16 protein-coding genes are annotated in these 16,420 nt (G+C 67.8%); 10 read left to right on the top strand and 6 right to left on the bottom strand.

Going from position 1 to position 16,420, the window contains the following annotated elements; genetic code table 11:
- Positions 1 to 7 precede the first annotated feature (7 nt).
- Positions 8 to 1,270, bottom strand: coding sequence for an FAD-binding oxidoreductase (locus N1F91_RS08105; protein ID WP_289991325.1), 1,263 nt, complete (start codon positions 1,268 to 1,270; stop codon positions 8 to 10).
- 110 nt (positions 1,271 to 1,380) lie between these two features.
- On the opposite strand from N1F91_RS08105, the gene N1F91_RS08100 reads away from it, so the two are divergent.
- Complete coding sequence (locus N1F91_RS08100) at positions 1,381 to 2,037, top strand: GntR family transcriptional regulator (protein WP_289991324.1); 657 nt, start codon at positions 1,381 to 1,383, stop codon at positions 2,035 to 2,037.
- A gap of 30 nt (positions 2,038 to 2,067) precedes the next feature.
- On the opposite strand, the gene N1F91_RS08095 is transcribed toward N1F91_RS08100, so the two are convergent.
- Complete coding sequence (locus N1F91_RS08095; protein WP_289991322.1) at positions 2,068 to 2,463, bottom strand: hypothetical protein; 396 nt, start codon at positions 2,461 to 2,463, stop codon at positions 2,068 to 2,070.
- A 224-nt stretch (positions 2,464 to 2,687) separates the two neighbouring features.
- Complete coding sequence (locus tag N1F91_RS08090) at positions 2,688 to 3,986, bottom strand: CHAT domain-containing protein (protein ID WP_289991321.1); 1,299 nt, start codon at positions 3,984 to 3,986, stop codon at positions 2,688 to 2,690.
- Between the two features lie 275 nt (positions 3,987 to 4,261).
- On the opposite strand from N1F91_RS08090, the gene N1F91_RS08085 reads away from it, so the two are divergent.
- From N1F91_RS08085 to N1F91_RS08065, 5 genes are all read left to right on the top strand, one after another.
- Positions 4,262 to 4,801 carry a signal transduction protein gene (locus tag N1F91_RS08085; protein WP_289991320.1) on the top strand — a complete coding sequence of 180 codons (540 nt, stop codon included), beginning with the start codon at positions 4,262 to 4,264 and terminating at the stop codon, positions 4,799 to 4,801.
- Positions 4,802 to 4,862: 61 nt separating this feature from the next.
- Positions 4,863 to 5,243, top strand: coding sequence for a hypothetical protein (locus N1F91_RS08080; protein ID WP_289991316.1), 381 nt, complete (start codon positions 4,863 to 4,865; stop codon positions 5,241 to 5,243).
- Between the two features lie 33 nt (positions 5,244 to 5,276).
- A complete protein-coding gene (locus tag N1F91_RS08075; RefSeq protein ID WP_289991315.1) occupies positions 5,277 to 5,840 on the top strand; it encodes a sigma-70 family RNA polymerase sigma factor in 564 nt (187 codons plus the stop codon).
- A gap of 93 nt (positions 5,841 to 5,933) precedes the next feature.
- Positions 5,934 to 6,266: a hypothetical protein gene (locus tag N1F91_RS08070; protein WP_289991313.1), complete on the top strand. Its 333-nt coding sequence runs from the start codon at positions 5,934 to 5,936 to the stop codon at positions 6,264 to 6,266.
- Positions 6,263 to 6,655: a periplasmic heavy metal sensor gene (locus tag N1F91_RS08065; RefSeq protein ID WP_289991312.1), complete on the top strand. Its 393-nt coding sequence runs from the start codon at positions 6,263 to 6,265 to the stop codon at positions 6,653 to 6,655. Before N1F91_RS08070 ends, N1F91_RS08065 begins: the two co-directional genes overlap by 4 nt.
- A gap of 38 nt (positions 6,656 to 6,693) precedes the next feature.
- Here the strand turns inward: N1F91_RS08065 and N1F91_RS08060 are convergent, their stop codons facing one another.
- On the bottom strand, positions 6,694 to 9,330 hold the full coding sequence (locus N1F91_RS08060; RefSeq protein ID WP_289991311.1) for a tetratricopeptide repeat protein: 2,637 nt from the start codon (positions 9,328 to 9,330) through the stop codon (positions 6,694 to 6,696).
- A gap of 347 nt (positions 9,331 to 9,677) precedes the next feature.
- On the opposite strand from N1F91_RS08060, the gene N1F91_RS08055 reads away from it, so the two are divergent.
- On the top strand, positions 9,678 to 9,872 hold the full coding sequence (locus tag N1F91_RS08055) for a hypothetical protein (RefSeq protein WP_289991310.1): 195 nt from the start codon (positions 9,678 to 9,680) through the stop codon (positions 9,870 to 9,872).
- A 172-nt stretch (positions 9,873 to 10,044) separates the two neighbouring features.
- On the opposite strand, the gene N1F91_RS08050 is transcribed toward N1F91_RS08055, so the two are convergent.
- On the bottom strand, positions 10,045 to 11,541 hold the full coding sequence (locus N1F91_RS08050) for a CoA-acylating methylmalonate-semialdehyde dehydrogenase (protein WP_289991308.1): 1,497 nt from the start codon (positions 11,539 to 11,541) through the stop codon (positions 10,045 to 10,047).
- A 177-nt stretch (positions 11,542 to 11,718) separates the two neighbouring features.
- Between N1F91_RS08050 and N1F91_RS08045 the strand changes: the two genes are divergently transcribed.
- A complete protein-coding gene (locus tag N1F91_RS08045) occupies positions 11,719 to 12,600 on the top strand; it encodes a LysR family transcriptional regulator (protein WP_289991307.1) in 882 nt (293 codons plus the stop codon).
- A gap of 74 nt (positions 12,601 to 12,674) precedes the next feature.
- On the top strand, positions 12,675 to 14,093 hold the full coding sequence (locus tag N1F91_RS08040) for a bifunctional diguanylate cyclase/phosphodiesterase (protein WP_289991305.1): 1,419 nt from the start codon (positions 12,675 to 12,677) through the stop codon (positions 14,091 to 14,093).
- Between the two features lie 48 nt (positions 14,094 to 14,141).
- Here N1F91_RS08040 and typA read toward each other — a convergent pair whose 3' ends face one another.
- Entirely contained in the window at positions 14,142 to 15,968 is a 1,827-nt protein-coding gene (gene typA / locus N1F91_RS08035) for a translational GTPase TypA (protein WP_289991304.1), read from the bottom strand.
- Between the two features lie 179 nt (positions 15,969 to 16,147).
- Here typA and N1F91_RS08030 point away from each other — a divergent pair, with 179 nt between their 5' ends.
- Entirely contained in the window at positions 16,148 to 16,420 is a 273-nt protein-coding gene (locus N1F91_RS08030; RefSeq protein WP_289991303.1) for a hypothetical protein, read from the top strand.

The following is a 16,420-nucleotide window of genomic DNA, read 5'->3' as shown; positions in this document are numbered from 1 at the left end:
GATCGTCTCAGAAGCGGAGCGGGCTGAACGGCGACAGGTCGATGGCTGCGGGCTTGCCCGAAGCCAGGTCCGCGATCAAGCGGGCGGTGGCGGCGGCCTGCGTGAGACCGAGATGGCCGTGGCCGAAGGCGTAGAAGACGTGGCCGCTCCGCGAGGCGCGGCCGATGACCGGCAGCGAGTCCGGGAGCGAGGGGCGATAGCCCATCCACTCGCGCCCGCCCTCGGTGCGCAGACCGGGCAGGAAGCGCGTCGTCTTCTCCAGCATGGCCTTCGAGCGGGCATAGTTGGGCGGAGCGTCGAGGCCCGCCAGCTCCACGGCGCCGCCGATGCGCAGGCCCGTCTCGAGGGGCGTGACGACGAAGCCGTGACCCGAGAAGATGAGCTGGCGCCGCACGTTGAAGGCGCCGGGCGGCAGGGTGGTGTTGTAGCCGCGCTCCGTCTCGAGCGGGATGCGGTCGCCGAGCTGCCGGGCGAGGCGATGCGACCAGGCGCCGGCCGCAATCACCAGCTTCGAGGCGTCCATCGACGTGCTGTCGCGCAGCGTCAGCCGCGCGCCGCCCGGCCCGGCCTCCACGCCCGTCGCCTCGCCCTGGCGGAAGCGGACGCCGAGGCTCTCCGCATGCGCCCAGAGCGCCTTGCCGAGCAGCTTCGGATCGGAGACCGTCTTCCAGCCCGGCACGAAGGTGCCCTTGACGAATTGCGGGGAGAGGCCGGGCTGCAAGGCCGACAGGTCCGCGCCCTCGACATGGCGGAACTCGATGCCGAAGCGCTTGCGCGCCGCCCAGCCGGTCAGGCCGGCGGCGAACTCGGCTTCGTTCTCGTAGAGTTCGAGCGAGCCGTCCTCGCGCAGCATGTTCCGCGTGCCGCTGGCGTCCATCAGCGCCATCCACTCCGCCTCCGCAAGTTTCATCAGGCCCGCCTGTGCCGCCAGCGCCGGCTCGTAGACCGCGGTGCGGCCGGCGCGCCAGAAACGGAATAGCCAAGGGGCGAGCCGCGGCATGTAGGAGGGCGGGATGGAGAGCGGTCCAAGCGGATCGGCCAGCCATTTCGGCAGGTTGCGAATCATGCCCTTCTGGGCCAGAGGGAGGACGTCGGAGAAGGCGAAGGCTGCGGCGTTGCCGGAACTCGTCTCCTCGCAGATGCCGGTGCGGTCGACGACGGTGACGGATGCGCCCTGTCCGGCGAGGCGGATGGCGGTGCAGATGCCGACGATGCCGGCGCCGACAACCACAATGCCAGCGGACGTTCCGGCCGAACCTCTGGCTTCCATGTCTTTCGCACTCGATCGCGGTTTGATATATCACTGATATATCTGGCGGCAGCAGTGCCGTCAAATGGCGTCGACGGCGGACAGGGCAAACGAACCGGAGGGCGGAGGGCATGAAGCACAGCGGCCTTGCCACCCAGCAGCCGGCGGCAGTCCGCGCCTACCGGGCACTGGAGCGGATGATCGTCATCCTCGATCTCGCACCCGGGTCGACGACCACGGAGGGCGCGCTGATCGAGCGGCTGCAACTTGGCCGAACGCCTGTGCGCGAAGCCATCCAGCGGCTCGCATGGGAAGGGCTTCTGGAGATCCGGCCCCGGGCGGGCATCGCAGTGGCCCCGCTCGATCCGGGCGACTGGCTGCGCGTCGTCGAGGCGCGGGAAGGGGTGGAGGTCGCCATGGCGCGCGCCGCTGCGCGGCGCGCGACGCAGGATGCGGCGGTTCTGTTTTCGGAGGCGGCGGGAGCGATGCAGCGGGCCGTGATCAGCGGCAACGTGATCGCCTTCATGGAAGCCGACAAGGGGCTGGACGAAGCGATGGCGCTCGCCGCCGACAACCCGTTTGCGGCCCGTCTCGCCGCTCCGCTTCAGACCCACAGCCGCCGCTTCTGGTTTCGATACAAGGCGGACACGGGGCTGGCGGTCGCGGCGGAGCACCATGTGGCGGTGATCCGGGCGATCCTCGACGGCGACGACGAACGCGCAGGGCTTCAGTCAGTGCGGCTCATGGCGCTGCTGAGGGGGCACGCCGAAGCGGCGGCCCGGCGGTGAGTGTCGCCACGCTTCTTGACGGGCGCCCGATCAGGCACCCGCGCCGGCCACGCGGGGAGCGGCGGTGTCGAAGCCCTCGCCGACAGCCATCACGCAGGACAGGCCGTCGGTGCCGGTGGCGAGAATCGTCCAGGTGCCGCCCGGAGAGACGAAGATCTCCATCACCGCGTCCTTGTCGACCAGCCCCGAGGCCAGCGGCTGTTCCCGGAACTCGCGGTCGAGATCGCGGACCATCTGATCGCGCTCGCCGCACAGGTTGAGGCTGGATGCCGAAGGTCCGGGAACGGACGATGCCGCCGTCTCGGTATAGGCGAAACGTTCCGGGGAGGGTTCTGCATTCGGGCGGACGTGATCCTGCGCGGCGATGGCTGCGGCGCTGACGGCGACGATGGCGGTGAACGCGGCGGCTGCGGTGAGATGCTTCATGGTACAGGTCTCCTGTCGCCGCGCTCACCGCGGCGTCGCTGCGCCTTTCGGCGCGGTCGCGATTGGTCTGATCCATTCGCCGTTGTGGCGACTTGCCACGAACAATTCGCCGCGCCCAAAGCCGTTCCATCACGAAATCATGACGCGGAGAAAGGGAACGCCTGCCATGACTTCCGCGCGGCAACACTTTCGGCCGGCTCCGGCGGAATTCGGGAAGCTGATCGTCAGCCCGGCGAAGTGATGGTGCGCGAGCCGAAGAACATGAAGCCCGACCAGTATCTCGGGTGCTGATACAGAGACCTTACGCGCTGCTGCGCCGTGCGCAGCGCATCCAGCGGGTTCATCGTCTGCAGGTTGGCGACGAAGTCCATCATCAGCAGGGCCGTCACATCGTCATCGACGTTCCACAAGGTGGCGACGGTGCCGATGGCACCGGCGATGACGAAGCCGCGGGCGAGGCCGACGATACCGGCATCCAGCGGGCCGCCCAGCCCGGTCTGGCAGGCGCTCAGAACCACCAGGGGCGACTTGTAGAGGTCGAGAGCCTGGATGGAACGGGCCGTCAGCCTGCCGCCCGTCAGCGCCAGGAAACTGCCGTCGAGCGGGCTCTCCACACTGCTCAGGCCGTGTGCCGCGATGTGGATGTAGTCGGCTTGCCGGATGTCATCGATCATCCGCCGGGATGTCGCCGCTTCTCCCAGGACGGCCTCCGCGCCGAGCCGCTCTGCCACGGCGATCGCTTCGCGCTGTGCGCCGGGCAGGCGTGGAAAGGACCATTCGGGATCGGACCCGGCGTCCGGATCTCCGAAAACCACGGCTGAACCGATGATGCCGTTCCAGCCGAAAGCGCGGTTTTCGTAGACGTGGCGCAGTTCGGCCTCGACATTGACGACGGTGGTTTCCACCAGCGGAACCCTGTCGCCGTCGGGATCCATGGCCGCAAACGGGACGATCCCGATGTTGAGGCAGGGGATGACCGTCAGGCTTGCCAGTCCCTGGACGTGCGCGCCTATCCGGCCCGGGAAAAGGATCTGCGACAGCTCGGCGAGGATCTGTTCTGCAGGCCGGCCGCGACGGGCCCTCACGGGACTTGCTCCACGCGGAAGGCTTTCGCCGATCTTCGGCCGGGCCTGGCGGAGGACGCCCGCCGAACTGCTCTGCATCTCCACAACGAGGTCGTCGATCAGCGGCACGATATCGGCGGGGGCGACGGCGAGCTGTTCGATGATGAAGAGGTTGAAGCGCGGATCGTCTCCGACGCGCCAGTACATGGCGCACAAGGTCTCGGAGTTGCCGATGAAGAAGAGGAGCGCCCGGTCGCGTGGATCGCCGGGGGACTGTTTGTGCGTGAGATAGGTTTCGACGCTCAGCTGCAGGTCTTCCGCCAGCTTCGGTGCAAGATAGAGAAGACCCCGCTCCCTAAAGAGGTGCTCGATCTGGTTCTGCTCGAGTGTGATCGCCTCCCGCATGGAGATCGGGCAGAGCGGCTCGCTCTCGTCGTCGATCGCTAAAGCGGGTCCCATCGAGAAGAGAAAGCCGATCCAGAGCAAAATGGCGGCTGCGCCCGTTCCAACTTTCCCGGTCCGAGCCACCGCGCTGCCATTCTCCCTGATCGAGCGCCGATCGTATTGAGGGAATACCGCAAGGGCAACCCTCCGGGGCGCGGCAGGGACGGGCAATCATCGTCGCGCCAAGCGACCGCCCCCGAAGCCGGGTGGCCGCGGGGCCGTATCGCGGGCGGAGCGACCGGAAAGAGGTCATGACCATCTGAAACCGGCACCGGAGCCAGGCCGGACGCATGGCTTCCAGTCGTTTGAAAAAAAGCCGGCGGCGCGGCGTAGGAGGCGGAGGCCAGCCTCGTATCAGGAGCATCGAAACCGCGATGCGAGGTACCAAGATGCGGAAACTGACTGCTGCGACCGTCGTCCTGCTCGCTGCCGCCGGGGCCATTGAAGCCGCCGGCGCGGCCGAGCCGCAGGGTCGGCGTCTCATTGCCCTGGCCGACCGGGATGGCGACGGCGTCATCTCTCGGGCCGAATTGGATGCGTTGCGCGCCTTTGCTTTCGAACGCGCGGATCGCAACGGTGACGGCGCGATCGACAAGGCCGAGATCGAAGACCTTCGCGCCGCGATGGACGATCGCGCTTCGATGATGCGGGGCCGGGCTGGCATGCTGTTCCGCCGCATGGACGCCGATGGCGACGGCCGCCTCACGTCCGCCGAATTGCGGAGCCGGTCGGCCTTCTTCGACCGCGCCGACGCCGATGGCGACGGCAAACTGACCGCGACCGAACTTGCCGATCTGGGCGGTGGTGCCGGCCTGTTTCGCCACCGGTGACACTGACGGACCTCTGGCAATTCCCCTCCCAACCAGACCAACCGACGGAAAGGAAATCGACATGACCCTCATCTGCAAGCCACTGATCACCACCCTTGCCGGGGCCTGGCTCCTCGCCCTGCCTGGCGCGGCATTCGCGGGCGAATGGACCGGCCCCAATGGCGGAACCGTTTCGCGATCCGCCACGGTCGACGGGCGGCTGTATTCCGGCTCGGTGACCGCGACCGGACCGAACGGCGCCGCGGTCTCGACCTCGACGACCTGCTTCGACGGCATCGTCGACCGCTGCGCCCGCAGCACCGCCGGCGTGACGCCGGGCGGCGACGTCTACACCGGCAGCCGTGCCGTCGCCCGCGGGCCCCATGGCAACGTCCGGTCCGTGCGCGCGATCACCGGTCCCGAGGGCAACACCGTCTACGGGGTACGCCGCATCCGCCGTTGACAAGAGCGGTTCCGGCGGACTGGTGTGGGTGTCGTGCCGACCGACGAAACGCAACGCGATCCCGACGCCCTTCTGCTGGAGCGCATCGCTTCGGGCGACCAGCGCGCCTTTTCCGCGCTGGCCGACCGGCACGGACGCGGCATCCGCATTTTCGCCGCCCGCTTCCTGGGCAATGCCGAGGACGGCGCGGACGTGGCGCAGGAGGTCTTCCTCACGGTCTGGCGCAAGGCTTCAGGCTTCGACCCGGGGCGCGGGAAGGCTTCGACCTGGCTCTATCGGATCGCGGCCAACCGCTGCACCGACATCGGCCGTCGGCGCGCCGTACTGGCCTTCTTCGGTCTCGACGACGATACCCGCCAGATTGCCGCCGACGCGCCGGACGCCGAGGCCATCCTCTCCGGTCGGCAGGCGCTTGCGCTCGCCCGCCGGGGCATTTCGGAACTGCCGGCCCGGCAGAGGATGGCGCTGCTCCTGTCGGTGGCGGCGGGCCTGGACACGCCCGACATCGCAAAGGCGATGGACACGAGCCGCGGCTCCGTCGAACAATTGCTGGTCAGGGCGCGCCGGACCCTGCGCGAAACGGTCGACAGAGCATAGAGCGTGTCGCGATCTTTCAGATTCGCTCCGCACGCGTTTTCGCGCATGTCTGTCACCCGAAACCGGTGCCCACTTTCGGGAGACATGCTTTAGATGATGCAAGACGAGGAGGCCCGCATGAAGGACGAGGAATTCGATGCGCTGCTGCGGCAGGCGATCGACATGCCGACCGATGAAACCGCGCTGAAGCGCGCTCTGGCGGCACGGCTCGCCGCTTCGGGTGGCCGGACGCCCGGGTTCAGCCCGGCGCGTATTCTGACGCCGCGGTTCGCCACGGCCTTCGCGGCCCTCGCGATCACGTTCGCATCGGCATCCGGCTATGGTGTCGCCGCGCTGATGATCGACGACGAGCTCGACGTCGCCCTGATGCGGCTGGCGACGGGCAATCTCGGCCTTGCCGCGCTGATGGGGGACGAAACGCTGTGAGACGCCTGTCCTGGGGCCGCATCCTCCTGGTTTCGGCGCTCGGCCTTTCCCTGTTCGCGAACTTCTTCCTGGCGGGTTTCATCATGAAGGCCGTCCGCGACCGTTTCGGCGGCGAGGCCCTCGGCATGGTCGCCCGGTCCTACCCGGCGGAGTTCAGGACCGCGTTCCGGCAGGCCCTGCGGGAGGACCGGCCCGCGGCGCGACGGACGATCCGCGAACTGCGCCAGGCGCATCTCGCCCTTGGCGAGACGCTTGCCGCCACGCCGCGCGACGAAGCGGCGGTGGAAGCGGCGCTCGCGCGCGTGGCCCGCGCCTCCGAAGCGCTGCAGGCGCTGGTGCAGGGCGCCCTGCGCGACGCCGCGCGCGACACCGCCCCGGGGCCACGGTAGCCGCGTCTCAGGGCGCCTCGCGCGAAATCCGCGCCGTTTCAACCGTCGTCCTCGGCCAGCCGCCGCTTCAGTTCGTCGATCATCCCGCCGTCGGCCGGCGCCAGCCGGCCCGCGTCCTGCAGCGCCTCGGCGATGGCCAGTGCGGCACGCAGCCGATCGGCCGGGCGGTCGCCGGCCTCGGCGAGCTTGACGTTCGAGATGATCAGATCGCGCTGCCAGTCGGTGTTCGCCGGGTCGCGAAGAGCGAGCGCCTCGCCGATGGCGAGGCCCTTGCGGAAGGCGTCGAGTGCGGCGTCGCCGTTGCCGCGCCTACACTCGACGTCACCGATGTTGTTCAGGCTGATCGAGAGATCGCGCTGCCATTGCGTGTTCGCCGGGTCGCGGCGGGCGAGCGCCTCGCGGATGGCGAGGCCCTTGCGGTAGGCGTCGAGGGCGGCGTCGTCCTTGCCGAGCCGAAGCTCGACGTCGCCGATCCTGTTCAGGCTGACCGAGAGATCGCGCTGCCATTGCGTGTTCGCCGGGTCGCGGAGGGCGAGCGCCGCTCGGATGGCAAGGCCCTTGCGGTAGGCGTCAAGGGCGGCGTCGCCATTGCCGAGCCGAAGCTCGACGTCGCCGATCCTGTTCAGGCTGATCGATAGATTGCGCTGCCACTGCGTGTTCGCCGGGTCGCGGAGGGCGAGCGCCTCGCGGATGGCGAGGCCCTTGCGGTATGCGTCCAGCGCGGTGTCGCCGTTGCCGAGCCGACGCTCGACGTCGCCGATCTTGTTCAGGCTGACCGAGAGATCGCGCTGCCATTCGGTGTTCGCCGGGTCGCAGAGGGCGAGCGCCTCGGCGATGGCGAGGCCGTTGCGGTAGGCTTCAAGGGCGGCGTCGCCGTTGCCGAACTGGAGTTCGACGTCGCCGATCCTGTTCAGGCTTACGAAGAGATCGCGCTGCCACTGCGTGTTCGCAGGGTCGCGGTGGCTGAGCGCCGCGCGGATCGCAAGGCCCTTGCGGTAGGCGTCGAGGGCGGCGTCGCCGTTGCCGAGCCGAAGCTCGACGTCGCCGATCTTGGTAAGGCTGACCGAGAGATCGCGCTGCCACTCGGGGTTCGCCGGGTCGCGGAGGTTGAGCGCCTCGGCGATGGCGAGGCCCTTGCGATGGGCGTTGAGGGCGGCGTCGCCGTTGCCGAGCCGACGCTCGGCGTCGCCGATCCTGGTCAGGCTGACGAAGAGATCGCGTTGCCAGTCGGTATTCGCCGGGTCGATGTCGACCAGTCGTTCCGCATCTCGTACGGCCCGGTCGAAATCAACCGCGGCCTGCCGAAGATTGCCGCGGTTAGCATGAACATCGCCGAGCGTGCCATGGAGGATCAGCAGCTTGCGACGCCGGCCGGTGTCGAACGGCCCGGCGCTTGCATCGACGTGTGAAATGACTGCTTCGGCATGCGGGGCCAACAGCGTCAACAGCGGCAGTGCTTCACCAGTCATCGAGCCGGAGACGAAAACGGGAACCAGCCAGTCCAGCGTCTCCTCCAGGGCCGCCCCTCGCCGTCCGGACGGCATTGCGGACCGGCTTTGCTGCTGCACGAGCCGGTGCATGCCGACGCCGGGCAGGGTCCCGCCGCTGAGGTCCGTCCGCGTCACCAGCGAATAGCGCATGAGTTCGTCCCGTGACTCGCTTGCGTCCGCGGCATCGAAAAGGACGTCGGGAATGGGCTCCGGGGCCATGAAGGCCAGACGCTCCAGCAAGGCCCGCGCGGCATCCGACAGGCGCTCCACCGAGGTGGCCCATGTGGCCGCGAAACCGACGTCGTGGTTGTAGCTGACCAGCGAGCGGTCGAACCATGTGGCGACCTCGTCGCGACGGCTGCGCCACCGCTCGAGGTACTGGCCGAGCGAGATCCGGCTCACGCAGACGTAGGCGGCGGCCTGGGCGAGGGCCAGGGCCAACCCGTCCAGTTCGCGCGCGATGTCGGCGGCGCGGGCGCCATCGTCCGGGGTCCTCCGGCGGGCGCCTTCGGTCCGGTCGAGAACGAAGGCCGTGGCCGAATCCGGGTCGAGCACGTCCAGTTCGATCGAGGCCACGCCGGCTGGCCAGGCATTGAGCCTGCCGGTGATCAGCACGCTGCCGCCCCTGAGCCTCGGGCGCAGGGCTTCCATGGCGGCCAGCGCGGCCTCGTCGTCCACATTGTCGAGGATGAGGAGCCAGCCCGGATTGGCGTTCAGCCAGCGCAGGGCCGCATTCGCCCGTCTGGCGTCGTCGGTCTCGTGCTGCTCGGGCAGATCCAGCACGTCGGGTCCGGCCAGAGCGGCGAGGGCGGATGCGAGAAGTTCCTTGCTGCCGCAAGGCAGGAAGAGCAGCGCGCGATAGTCCTCGTTATGGGCATGGGCAAATTCGATCGCGAGCTGGGTCTTGCCTATGCCGCCGAGCCCATGCAGCGCGTGGCCGGCGATGGCGATGCCGTTGGAGCCTCCGCCGGAAAGGGCCGCTTGAAGGCGCGCGAGTTCGTTTGAGCGGCCCTTGAAGAGGCTGCCGAGGGAGGCGAAGGGGAGGTTGCGCGGCTTGTGCGGTGAGGATGGACGCCCGGAGGCCGTCGCCGGGGGTACCTTCCCGCGCTTGACGCGGGGAGTGGTCCGGAATTCGGCTCGCCATTCGGCAAAGGCGGGACCGTCGCCGAAGAGAACGCGTTCCATCCGAGCGACGTCGTCAGAACCCGGTTTCGTCGCGCCGTTTCGCCAGTTCCGGACGGTCCGCTCGTCAACGCCGGACGCCTCGGCAAATTCCTTCACCGTCCATTCGATGCCCGCCCGATCGGGCGAACCGCCGGGGCGGGTTCCGAACTTCAGGTGGAAGTCGAGGCATTCGAAGAAAGGGAGCGGTGCGGTTTCGTCACGGCCTGTGGACGGTTTTTTCGAGGCCACCTTTCCAAACCTTTCCGAACCGGGACGTCCCGTTTCCGCCTTTCCGAAGCATGTCTCCCAAGCGGTTCCAGCTTCGTATTTCTGGGTGGTCGGCAACTCGAACAGGAAAGGCCGCCGACATGCTCTCTCTTCTTCTCTCCCACGACTCCACGCTGTCCGTCTATCTCGCGCTCGCCAGCAACTACATCTTTGCCGCGCAGATCGCCCGCCACGACGGACATGGCGATTTCTGCCGCATCTATGTCGCAAGCGCTTTGCTCTACGTTCTGCTGGTGCTCTGCCACGTTGCGCCGCCGATGCCCGGAGCGCACTGAGCCGGCGTAGGTGCGATAACGAAAAACGGCCCGCGGAAGACCGCGGGCCGTCGTTCCGGTCAGGGCCGAAAGCCGGAACCCCGGGGACAGTTTACTCAATTCCGGTCCGAGCCGCGCCGCTCGAACGACGGGCGTGCAGCGGAATTGAGTAAACTGTCCCCGGGTTTCAGCCTCACTTCATCGTCGGGATGACGAATTCCGCGCCGTCCTTGACGCCGGAGGGCCAGCGGGAGGTGACGGTCTTGGTCTTGGTGTAGAAGCGGAAGGCGTCGGGGCCGTGCTGGTTGAGGTCGCCGAAGGCCGAGCCCTTCCAGCCGCCGAAGGTGTAGTAGGCGATCGGCACCGGGATCGGCACGTTGATGCCGACCATGCCGACCTGGACGCGGGAGGCGAAGTCGCGGGCGGCGTCGCCGTCGCGGGTGAAGATGGCGACGCCGTTGCCGTATTCGTGCTCGTTGGGCAGCTTCAGCGCATCCTCGTAGGTGGCGGCGCGGACGACCGACAGCACGGGGCCGAAGATCTCCTCCTTGTAGATGCGCATGTCCGGCGTCACGTCGTCGAAGAGGCAGCCGCCCATGTAGTAGCCGTTCTCGTAGCCCTGCATCTTGAAGCCGCGGCCGTCGACGACGAGCTTGGCGCCCTCCTCGATGCCGAGATCGACGTAGCCCTTCACGCGGTCGAGCGCCTGCTGCGTGACCAGCGGGCCGAAGTCGGCCGAACTGTCGGTCGAGGGGCCGACCTTCAGGCTCTCGACGCGCGGGATCAGCTTCTCGATCAGGCGGTCGGCGGTCTCCTTGCCGACGGGCACGGCGACCGAAATCGCCATGCAGCGCTCGCCGGCCGAGCCGTAGCCGGCGCCGATCAGTGCGTCGACGGTCTGGTCCATGTCGGCGTCGGGCATGATGATCATGTGGTTCTTGGCACCGCCGAAGCACTGCGCGCGCTTGCCGGTCGCGGTGGCGCGGGAATAGATGTACTGCGCGATCGGGGTCGAGCCGACGAAGCCGACCGCCTTGATGTCGGGATCGTCGAGGATGGCGTCGACCACCTCCTTGTCGCCGTTGACGACGTTGAGGATGCCGGCCGGCAGGCCCGCCTCGAGGAAGAGTTCGGCGATGCGCATCGGCACGCCGGGGTCGCGCTCGGACGGCTTCAGGATGAAGGCATTGCCGCAGGCAATCGCCGGTCCGATCTTCCACAGCGGGATCATGGCCGGGAAGTTGAAGGGCGTGATGCCGGCCACGACGCCGAGCGGCTGGCGCATGGAATAGACGTCGATGCCGGGGCCGGCGGCGTCGGTGAACTCGCCCTTCATCAGGTGCGGCGCGCCGATGCAGACCTCGATCACCTCCAGGCCGCGCTGGATGTCGCCCTTGGCGTCGGCAATGGTCTTGCCGTGCTCGCGGGCGAGGAGTTCCGCCAGGGAATCGTATTCCTGCTGGACGAGGTCGAGGAACTTCATCAGCACGCGCACGCGGCGCTGCGGGTTCATGGTGCGCCAGGCCGGCTGCGCCGCCTTGGCGTTCTCGACCGCCTGACGCAGCTCGGCCTTCGAGCCCAATGCGACGCGCCCGCGCACGGTGCCGTCCATGGGCTGCATGATGTCCTGCTCGCGCCCGCTGGTGCTGGCGACGTGCTTGCCGCCGATATAGTGACCTACGACCTGCATGGTTACGCTCCCTCAGAAATGCGGATTTTCCGGATTTTTCTCGGGCGCATTCTCCCGCGTCGCAGGCGGGATTGCAATGCGAAGGCCGAAGCATCCGTTGTGCACCAGATCGCGTGCGGCGATTTCTGGACTTTAACCCATGCAAATGCTCTTCTCGGTGGATGGGGAGGCAGGACGATGAACTGGGATGACGTGCGCATCTTTCTGGCGGTTGCGCGGGCCGGGCAGATCCTCGGCGCGGCCCGGCGCCTCGAACTGAACCACGCAACCGTCTCGCGACGGGTCGCGGCGCTAGAGGACAGCCTCAAGACCAAGCTTTTCCGCAGGCTGACGACCGGCAGCGAGCTGACGCAGGCGGGCGAGCGCTTCGTCGCGGTGGCGGAGCGCATGGAAGCGGACATGATCGCCGCGCGCGCGGAACTGGCGGGCGAGGGGGACGCGGTGTCCGGCGTCGTGCGGATCGGAGCGCCGGACGGCTTCGGCACGGCATTCCTGGCACAGCGGCTCGGCCAGCTCACCGCGCGCCATCGCGACCTGTCGATCCAGCTTGTGCCGGTGCCGCGCTCCTTCTCGCTGTCGCGCCGCGAGGCCGACATCGCCATCACCGTGGAGCGACCGACCGAGGGAAGGCTGGTGGCGTCGAAGCTCGTCGACTATTCGCTGGGGCTCTACGCCTCGAAAGCCTATGCCGAAGACCATGGTCTGCCCACGAACCCGGCCGAGCTGGCCGGTCACCGGCTCGTCGGCTATGTCGGCGACCTGACGATCAGTCCCAGCCTCGACTATGCCGCCGAGTTCGATCCCGCCTGGGCGGCCCGGTTCCAGATCTCGTCGGCGCTCGGCCAGACGGAGGCGGTGCGGGCCGGCGCGGGGATCGGCATCCTGCACACCTTCATCGCCCGGATGCATCCCGAACTCGTGCCGGTGATGGCGGCCCCGCCGATCCGGCGCGCCTACTGGCTGGTCTACCACGAGACGGTGCGTCCGCTACGGCGTATCCAGACCGTTGCCTCCTTCATCAGCGGCGAGGTGGAGAAAGCACGCGGGCTTTTCGTGTGAAACGGGCCGATAGGGGCCATTAAGGTAATATTCAGCGAAAGCGGGCAGGATCGAGCGCTACGGGGGACTATGCCATGTTCAGGTTCGATCCCGCGGCTCGGCGGCTGGCCGATCCGCTCCACTCCGCGAGTGACGAGACCCGGCTTCGCGAAAGCCTGACCCGCCTCGCCTCCGCCGGCGAGCGCGCAGCCGCGCAGCTCGGCCGCATCGACCACATCACCGGCCTGCCGACGCGGGCGCAGTTCATGGCCGACTGCACCGGCGCCATCGACGACGGAAGCCGGTCGCTCGTGCTGGTGACGCTCGCCGACGGGCGGCACTTCAACGAGCTGCAGCGTGCCCTCGGCCATTCCTATTCCGAAGACTTCATCCGTGCCGGCGCGGAGCGCCTGCAGTCGCTGCTGCCGCCGGACACGACGCTCTACCACGTCAGCCTCCTGACCTTCGCGGTGTTCGGTCGCGAGGCGGCGAAGCCGACCGCGACGACCGCGCTGGTGGACGACATCGTGCGGGCTTTCCGACCCTCGATCATCTGCAACAACATCCCGATCGACACGCGCGCCGGCATCGGCGTCGCGGCGCTGACGCCGGACGCGGCTCCCGGAGAATTGCTGCGCGCGGCGCTGGCGGCCGCACAGGAAAGCCGCAAGGGCTTCGCCGGATGGGCGATCTACGACCGGGGTTCCGACGCCGCACAGCTGCGCGCCTTCCGGCTGCTTTCCGACCTGCCGGGCGCGCTGCGCGGCGAAGGACAGATCGCGCTGCATTTCCAGCCGCGCATCGCGATGCAGGAAGGCGTCTGCGTCGGCGCCGAGGCGCTGATCCGCTGGATTCATCCGGAGTTCGGTCCCGTGCCTCCAAGCGAATTCGTGCCGCTGGCGGAATCGACGGCGCTGATCGGGTCGCTGACGCGGTGGGTGGTGACCCACAGCCTCAAGGCCGCGGCGCGCTGGCAGGAAAATGGCCTGGACCTGCGGATGTCGATCAACGTGTCGCCACGCAATCTCGAGGAGCCGCACTTCGTGGACTTCCTCCACGCGGAGCTCAATCGCTTCGACGTCGATCCGGCCATGCTGGAACTGGAGTTCACGGAAGGCGCCCTGGCTTCGAATGCCGAACTGATGCTGGAGCAGCTGGCCCGGCTGAGGCGGCTGGGCTTCCAGATCGCCATCGACGACTTCGGCAGCGGATACTCGAACATGGGCACGCTCGGCGCGCTGCCGGCGCAGATCCTCAAGATCGACAAGTCGCTGCTGCGGGGGCTCGAGACCGACCGGCGCAAGCAGGTGCTGGTGCGCTCGATCATCCAGCTCGCCCATGCGCTCGACTTCGAGGTCGTGGCCGAGGGCATCGAGACGCGCGAGGCCTTCCGGCTGCTCTGCGGCTGGGACTGCGACGCGGGGCAGGGCTACTTCATGAGCAAGCCGCTGCCGCTCGCCGACTTCGATCGCTGGTACGAGCTGCGCGGCAGCAAGCAGGTCTTCTACGACTGAGACGCCCCGGCGCGGACGTGCCGCGCCTGAGGCGGGTGTCGGGGCGCCTTACGCAGCGCCGGCCGAACGCTGCTTCTCGAAGCGCTTGCGCTCGTTCGGGTCCAGATAGAGCTTGCGCAGCCGGATCGACTTCGGTGTCACCTCGACCAGCTCGTCGTCCTGGATCCAGGCCAGCGCGCGCTCCAGCGTCATGCGGATCGGCGGCGTGAGGCGTACGGCCTCGTCCTTGCCGGCGGCGCGGATGTTGGTGAGCTTCTTGCCCTTGAGGACGTTCACTTCGAGGTCGTTGTCACGGCTGTGAATGCCGATGATCATGCCCTGGTAGACCTTCACGCCGGCCTCGATGACCATCGGACCGCGGTCCTCAAGGTTCCACATGGCGAATGCCACGGACTCGCCCTGCTCGTTGGAGATCAGGACGCCGTTGGTGCGGCCGGGCAGCTCGCCCTTGTAGGGCTGGTAGGAGTGGAACAGCCGGTTCATCACCGCCGTGCCGCGCGTATCGGTCAGGAGTTCCGACTGGTAGCCGATCAGGCCGCGCGTCGGGGCGTGGAAGACCAGGCGCTGGCGATTGCCGCCGGATGGGCGCAGTTCGACCATGTCGGCCTTCCGCTCGCTCATCTTCTGGACGACGATGCCGGCATGCTCCTCGTCGACGTCGATGACGACTTCCTCGATCGGCTCGAGCAGAGCGCCGTCGTCGTCCTTCTGCATCACGACGCGGGGGCGCGACACGGCAAGTTCGAAGCCCTCGCGACGCATGGTCTCGATCAGCACGGCGAGCTGCAGTTCGCCGCGGCCGGACACGTAGAACGAGTCCTTCTCGGTCGATTCCTCGATCTTCAGCGCGACGTTGCCTTCGGCCTCGCGCAGCAGGCGGTCGCGGATGACGCGGCTGGTGACCTTGTCGCCTTCGGTGCCGGCGAGCGGGCTGTCGTTGACGATGAAGGACATGGTAACGGTCGGCGGGTCGATCGGCTGCGCGTGCAGCGGCTCGGTGACCGAGGGGTCGCAGAAGGTGTCGGCGACGGTGCCCTTCGAAAGACCCGCGATGGCGACGATGTCGCCTGGCTGTGCCTCGTCGACCGGCTGGCGCTCAAGGCCGCGGAAGGCCAGGATCTTGGAGATGCGGCCGGTCTCGACCAGCGAGCCGTCGTTGGCCAGCACCTTGACCTGCTGGTTCGACTTCAGCGTGCCGGATTCGATGCGGCCGGTGATGATGCGGCCGAGGAAGGGATTGGCTTCGAGCAGCGTGCCGATCATGCGGAACGGGCCGGGATGGACGGTCGGCGCCGGGACATGCTTGACGATCAGGTCGAACAGCGGCGCGAGGCCCTGGTCCTTCGGACCCTCGGGGTTCTCGGCAACCCAGCCATCACGGCCCGAACCGTAGAGAATGGGGAAGTCGAGCTGCTCGTCCGTCGCGTCGAGCGCGGCGAAGAGATCGAACACCTCGTTGACCACCTCGACGTGGCGGGCGTCCGGGCGGTCGATCTTGTTGATCACGACGATCGGACGAAGACCCACCTTGAGCGCCTTGCCGACCACGAACTTGGTCTGCGGCATCGGGCCTTCGGCGGCATCGACGAGGACGATCGCCGAATCCACCATCGACAGGATGCGCTCCACCTCGCCGCCGAAATCGGCGTGGCCGGGGGTGTCGACGATGTTGATGCGCCAGTCCTTCCACTCGACCGAGGTGGCCTTGGCAAGGATGGTGATGCCGCGTTCCTTTTCGAGGTCGTTGGAGTCCATCGCCCGCTCGGCCACGCGCTGGTTCTCGCGGAACGAGCCGGACTGCTTCAGGAGATTGTCGACCAGCGTAGTTTTACCATGATCGACGTGCGCGATGATCGCGATATTGCGGAGGTTCATTGTATCACTCGGGGGTGCGTGGCGGGCGCGGCAGCGGCGCTCCGCAGTTCGTGTTGGGCGGGCTCTTACAGGCTTTTTCGCATTTGCGAAAGAGGCACGCACAAATGCGCCACTTCGCGCTTCCCCTTTTTGTTCAGCATAGACGGAACATTTACCGTAGCGGGCGGTTAATGCCGGTCATGATCAGCAATTCGCTCACCTATCGCCTCGCGGTTCTCTCGGTCCTGGCTGCCGGCATTCTCGCCGTCTCGCACGTCGGCGGGAGCGCACGCCAGGCGGACGAGCCTCTGCCCGATGCGCCCGTCTCCGAACCGGGGACCGTGGCCGAACTGGCGTGGGTGGATCCGATCGTCACCGGCCCGGTGTCACCGGCCTACAGGCGGTTGCGGGAAGAGGTGGGCTGCGATACGGCCATCTGGCCGGACATTCCGGCCGTCTGCTTTCCGAAGTAG

Origin of the sequence: Aquibium sp. ELW1220 (assembly GCF_030398385.1) — a bacterium.
Taxonomy (GTDB): domain Bacteria; phylum Pseudomonadota; class Alphaproteobacteria; order Rhizobiales; family Rhizobiaceae; genus Aquibium.
The sequence above is the reverse complement of the archived record's forward strand: the minus strand, read 5'-3'. Positions and strand labels throughout refer to the sequence as shown.

Bases quoted from the DNA above. Each gene is read 5' to 3' on its own strand.
- N1F91_RS08105 (WP_289991325.1), bottom strand. From the start codon at position 1,270: ATGGAAGCCAGAGGTTCGGCCGGAACGTCCGCTGGCATTGTGGTTGTC.
- N1F91_RS08100 (WP_289991324.1), top strand. From the start codon at position 1,381: ATGAAGCACAGCGGCCTTGCCACCCAGCAGCCGGCGGCAGTCCGCGCC.
- N1F91_RS08095 (WP_289991322.1), bottom strand. From the start codon at position 2,463: ATGAAGCATCTCACCGCAGCCGCCGCGTTCACCGCCATCGTCGCCGTC.
- N1F91_RS08090 (WP_289991321.1), bottom strand. From the start codon at position 3,986: ATGGGACCCGCTTTAGCGATCGACGACGAGAGCGAGCCGCTCTGCCCG.
- N1F91_RS08085 (WP_289991320.1), top strand. From the start codon at position 4,262: ATGGCTTCCAGTCGTTTGAAAAAAAGCCGGCGGCGCGGCGTAGGAGGC.
- N1F91_RS08080 (WP_289991316.1), top strand. From the start codon at position 4,863: ATGACCCTCATCTGCAAGCCACTGATCACCACCCTTGCCGGGGCCTGG.
- N1F91_RS08070 (WP_289991313.1), top strand. From the start codon at position 5,934: ATGATGCAAGACGAGGAGGCCCGCATGAAGGACGAGGAATTCGATGCG.
- N1F91_RS08060 (WP_289991311.1), bottom strand. From the start codon at position 9,330: ATGGAACGCGTTCTCTTCGGCGACGGTCCCGCCTTTGCCGAATGGCGA.
- N1F91_RS08055 (WP_289991310.1), top strand. From the start codon at position 9,678: ATGCTCTCTCTTCTTCTCTCCCACGACTCCACGCTGTCCGTCTATCTC.
- N1F91_RS08050 (WP_289991308.1), bottom strand. From the start codon at position 11,541: ATGCAGGTCGTAGGTCACTATATCGGCGGCAAGCACGTCGCCAGCACC.
- N1F91_RS08045 (WP_289991307.1), top strand. From the start codon at position 11,719: ATGAACTGGGATGACGTGCGCATCTTTCTGGCGGTTGCGCGGGCCGGG.
- N1F91_RS08040 (WP_289991305.1), top strand. From the start codon at position 12,675: ATGTTCAGGTTCGATCCCGCGGCTCGGCGGCTGGCCGATCCGCTCCAC.
- typA (WP_289991304.1), bottom strand. From the start codon at position 15,968: ATGAACCTCCGCAATATCGCGATCATCGCGCACGTCGATCATGGTAAA.
- N1F91_RS08030 (WP_289991303.1), top strand. From the start codon at position 16,148: ATGATCAGCAATTCGCTCACCTATCGCCTCGCGGTTCTCTCGGTCCTG.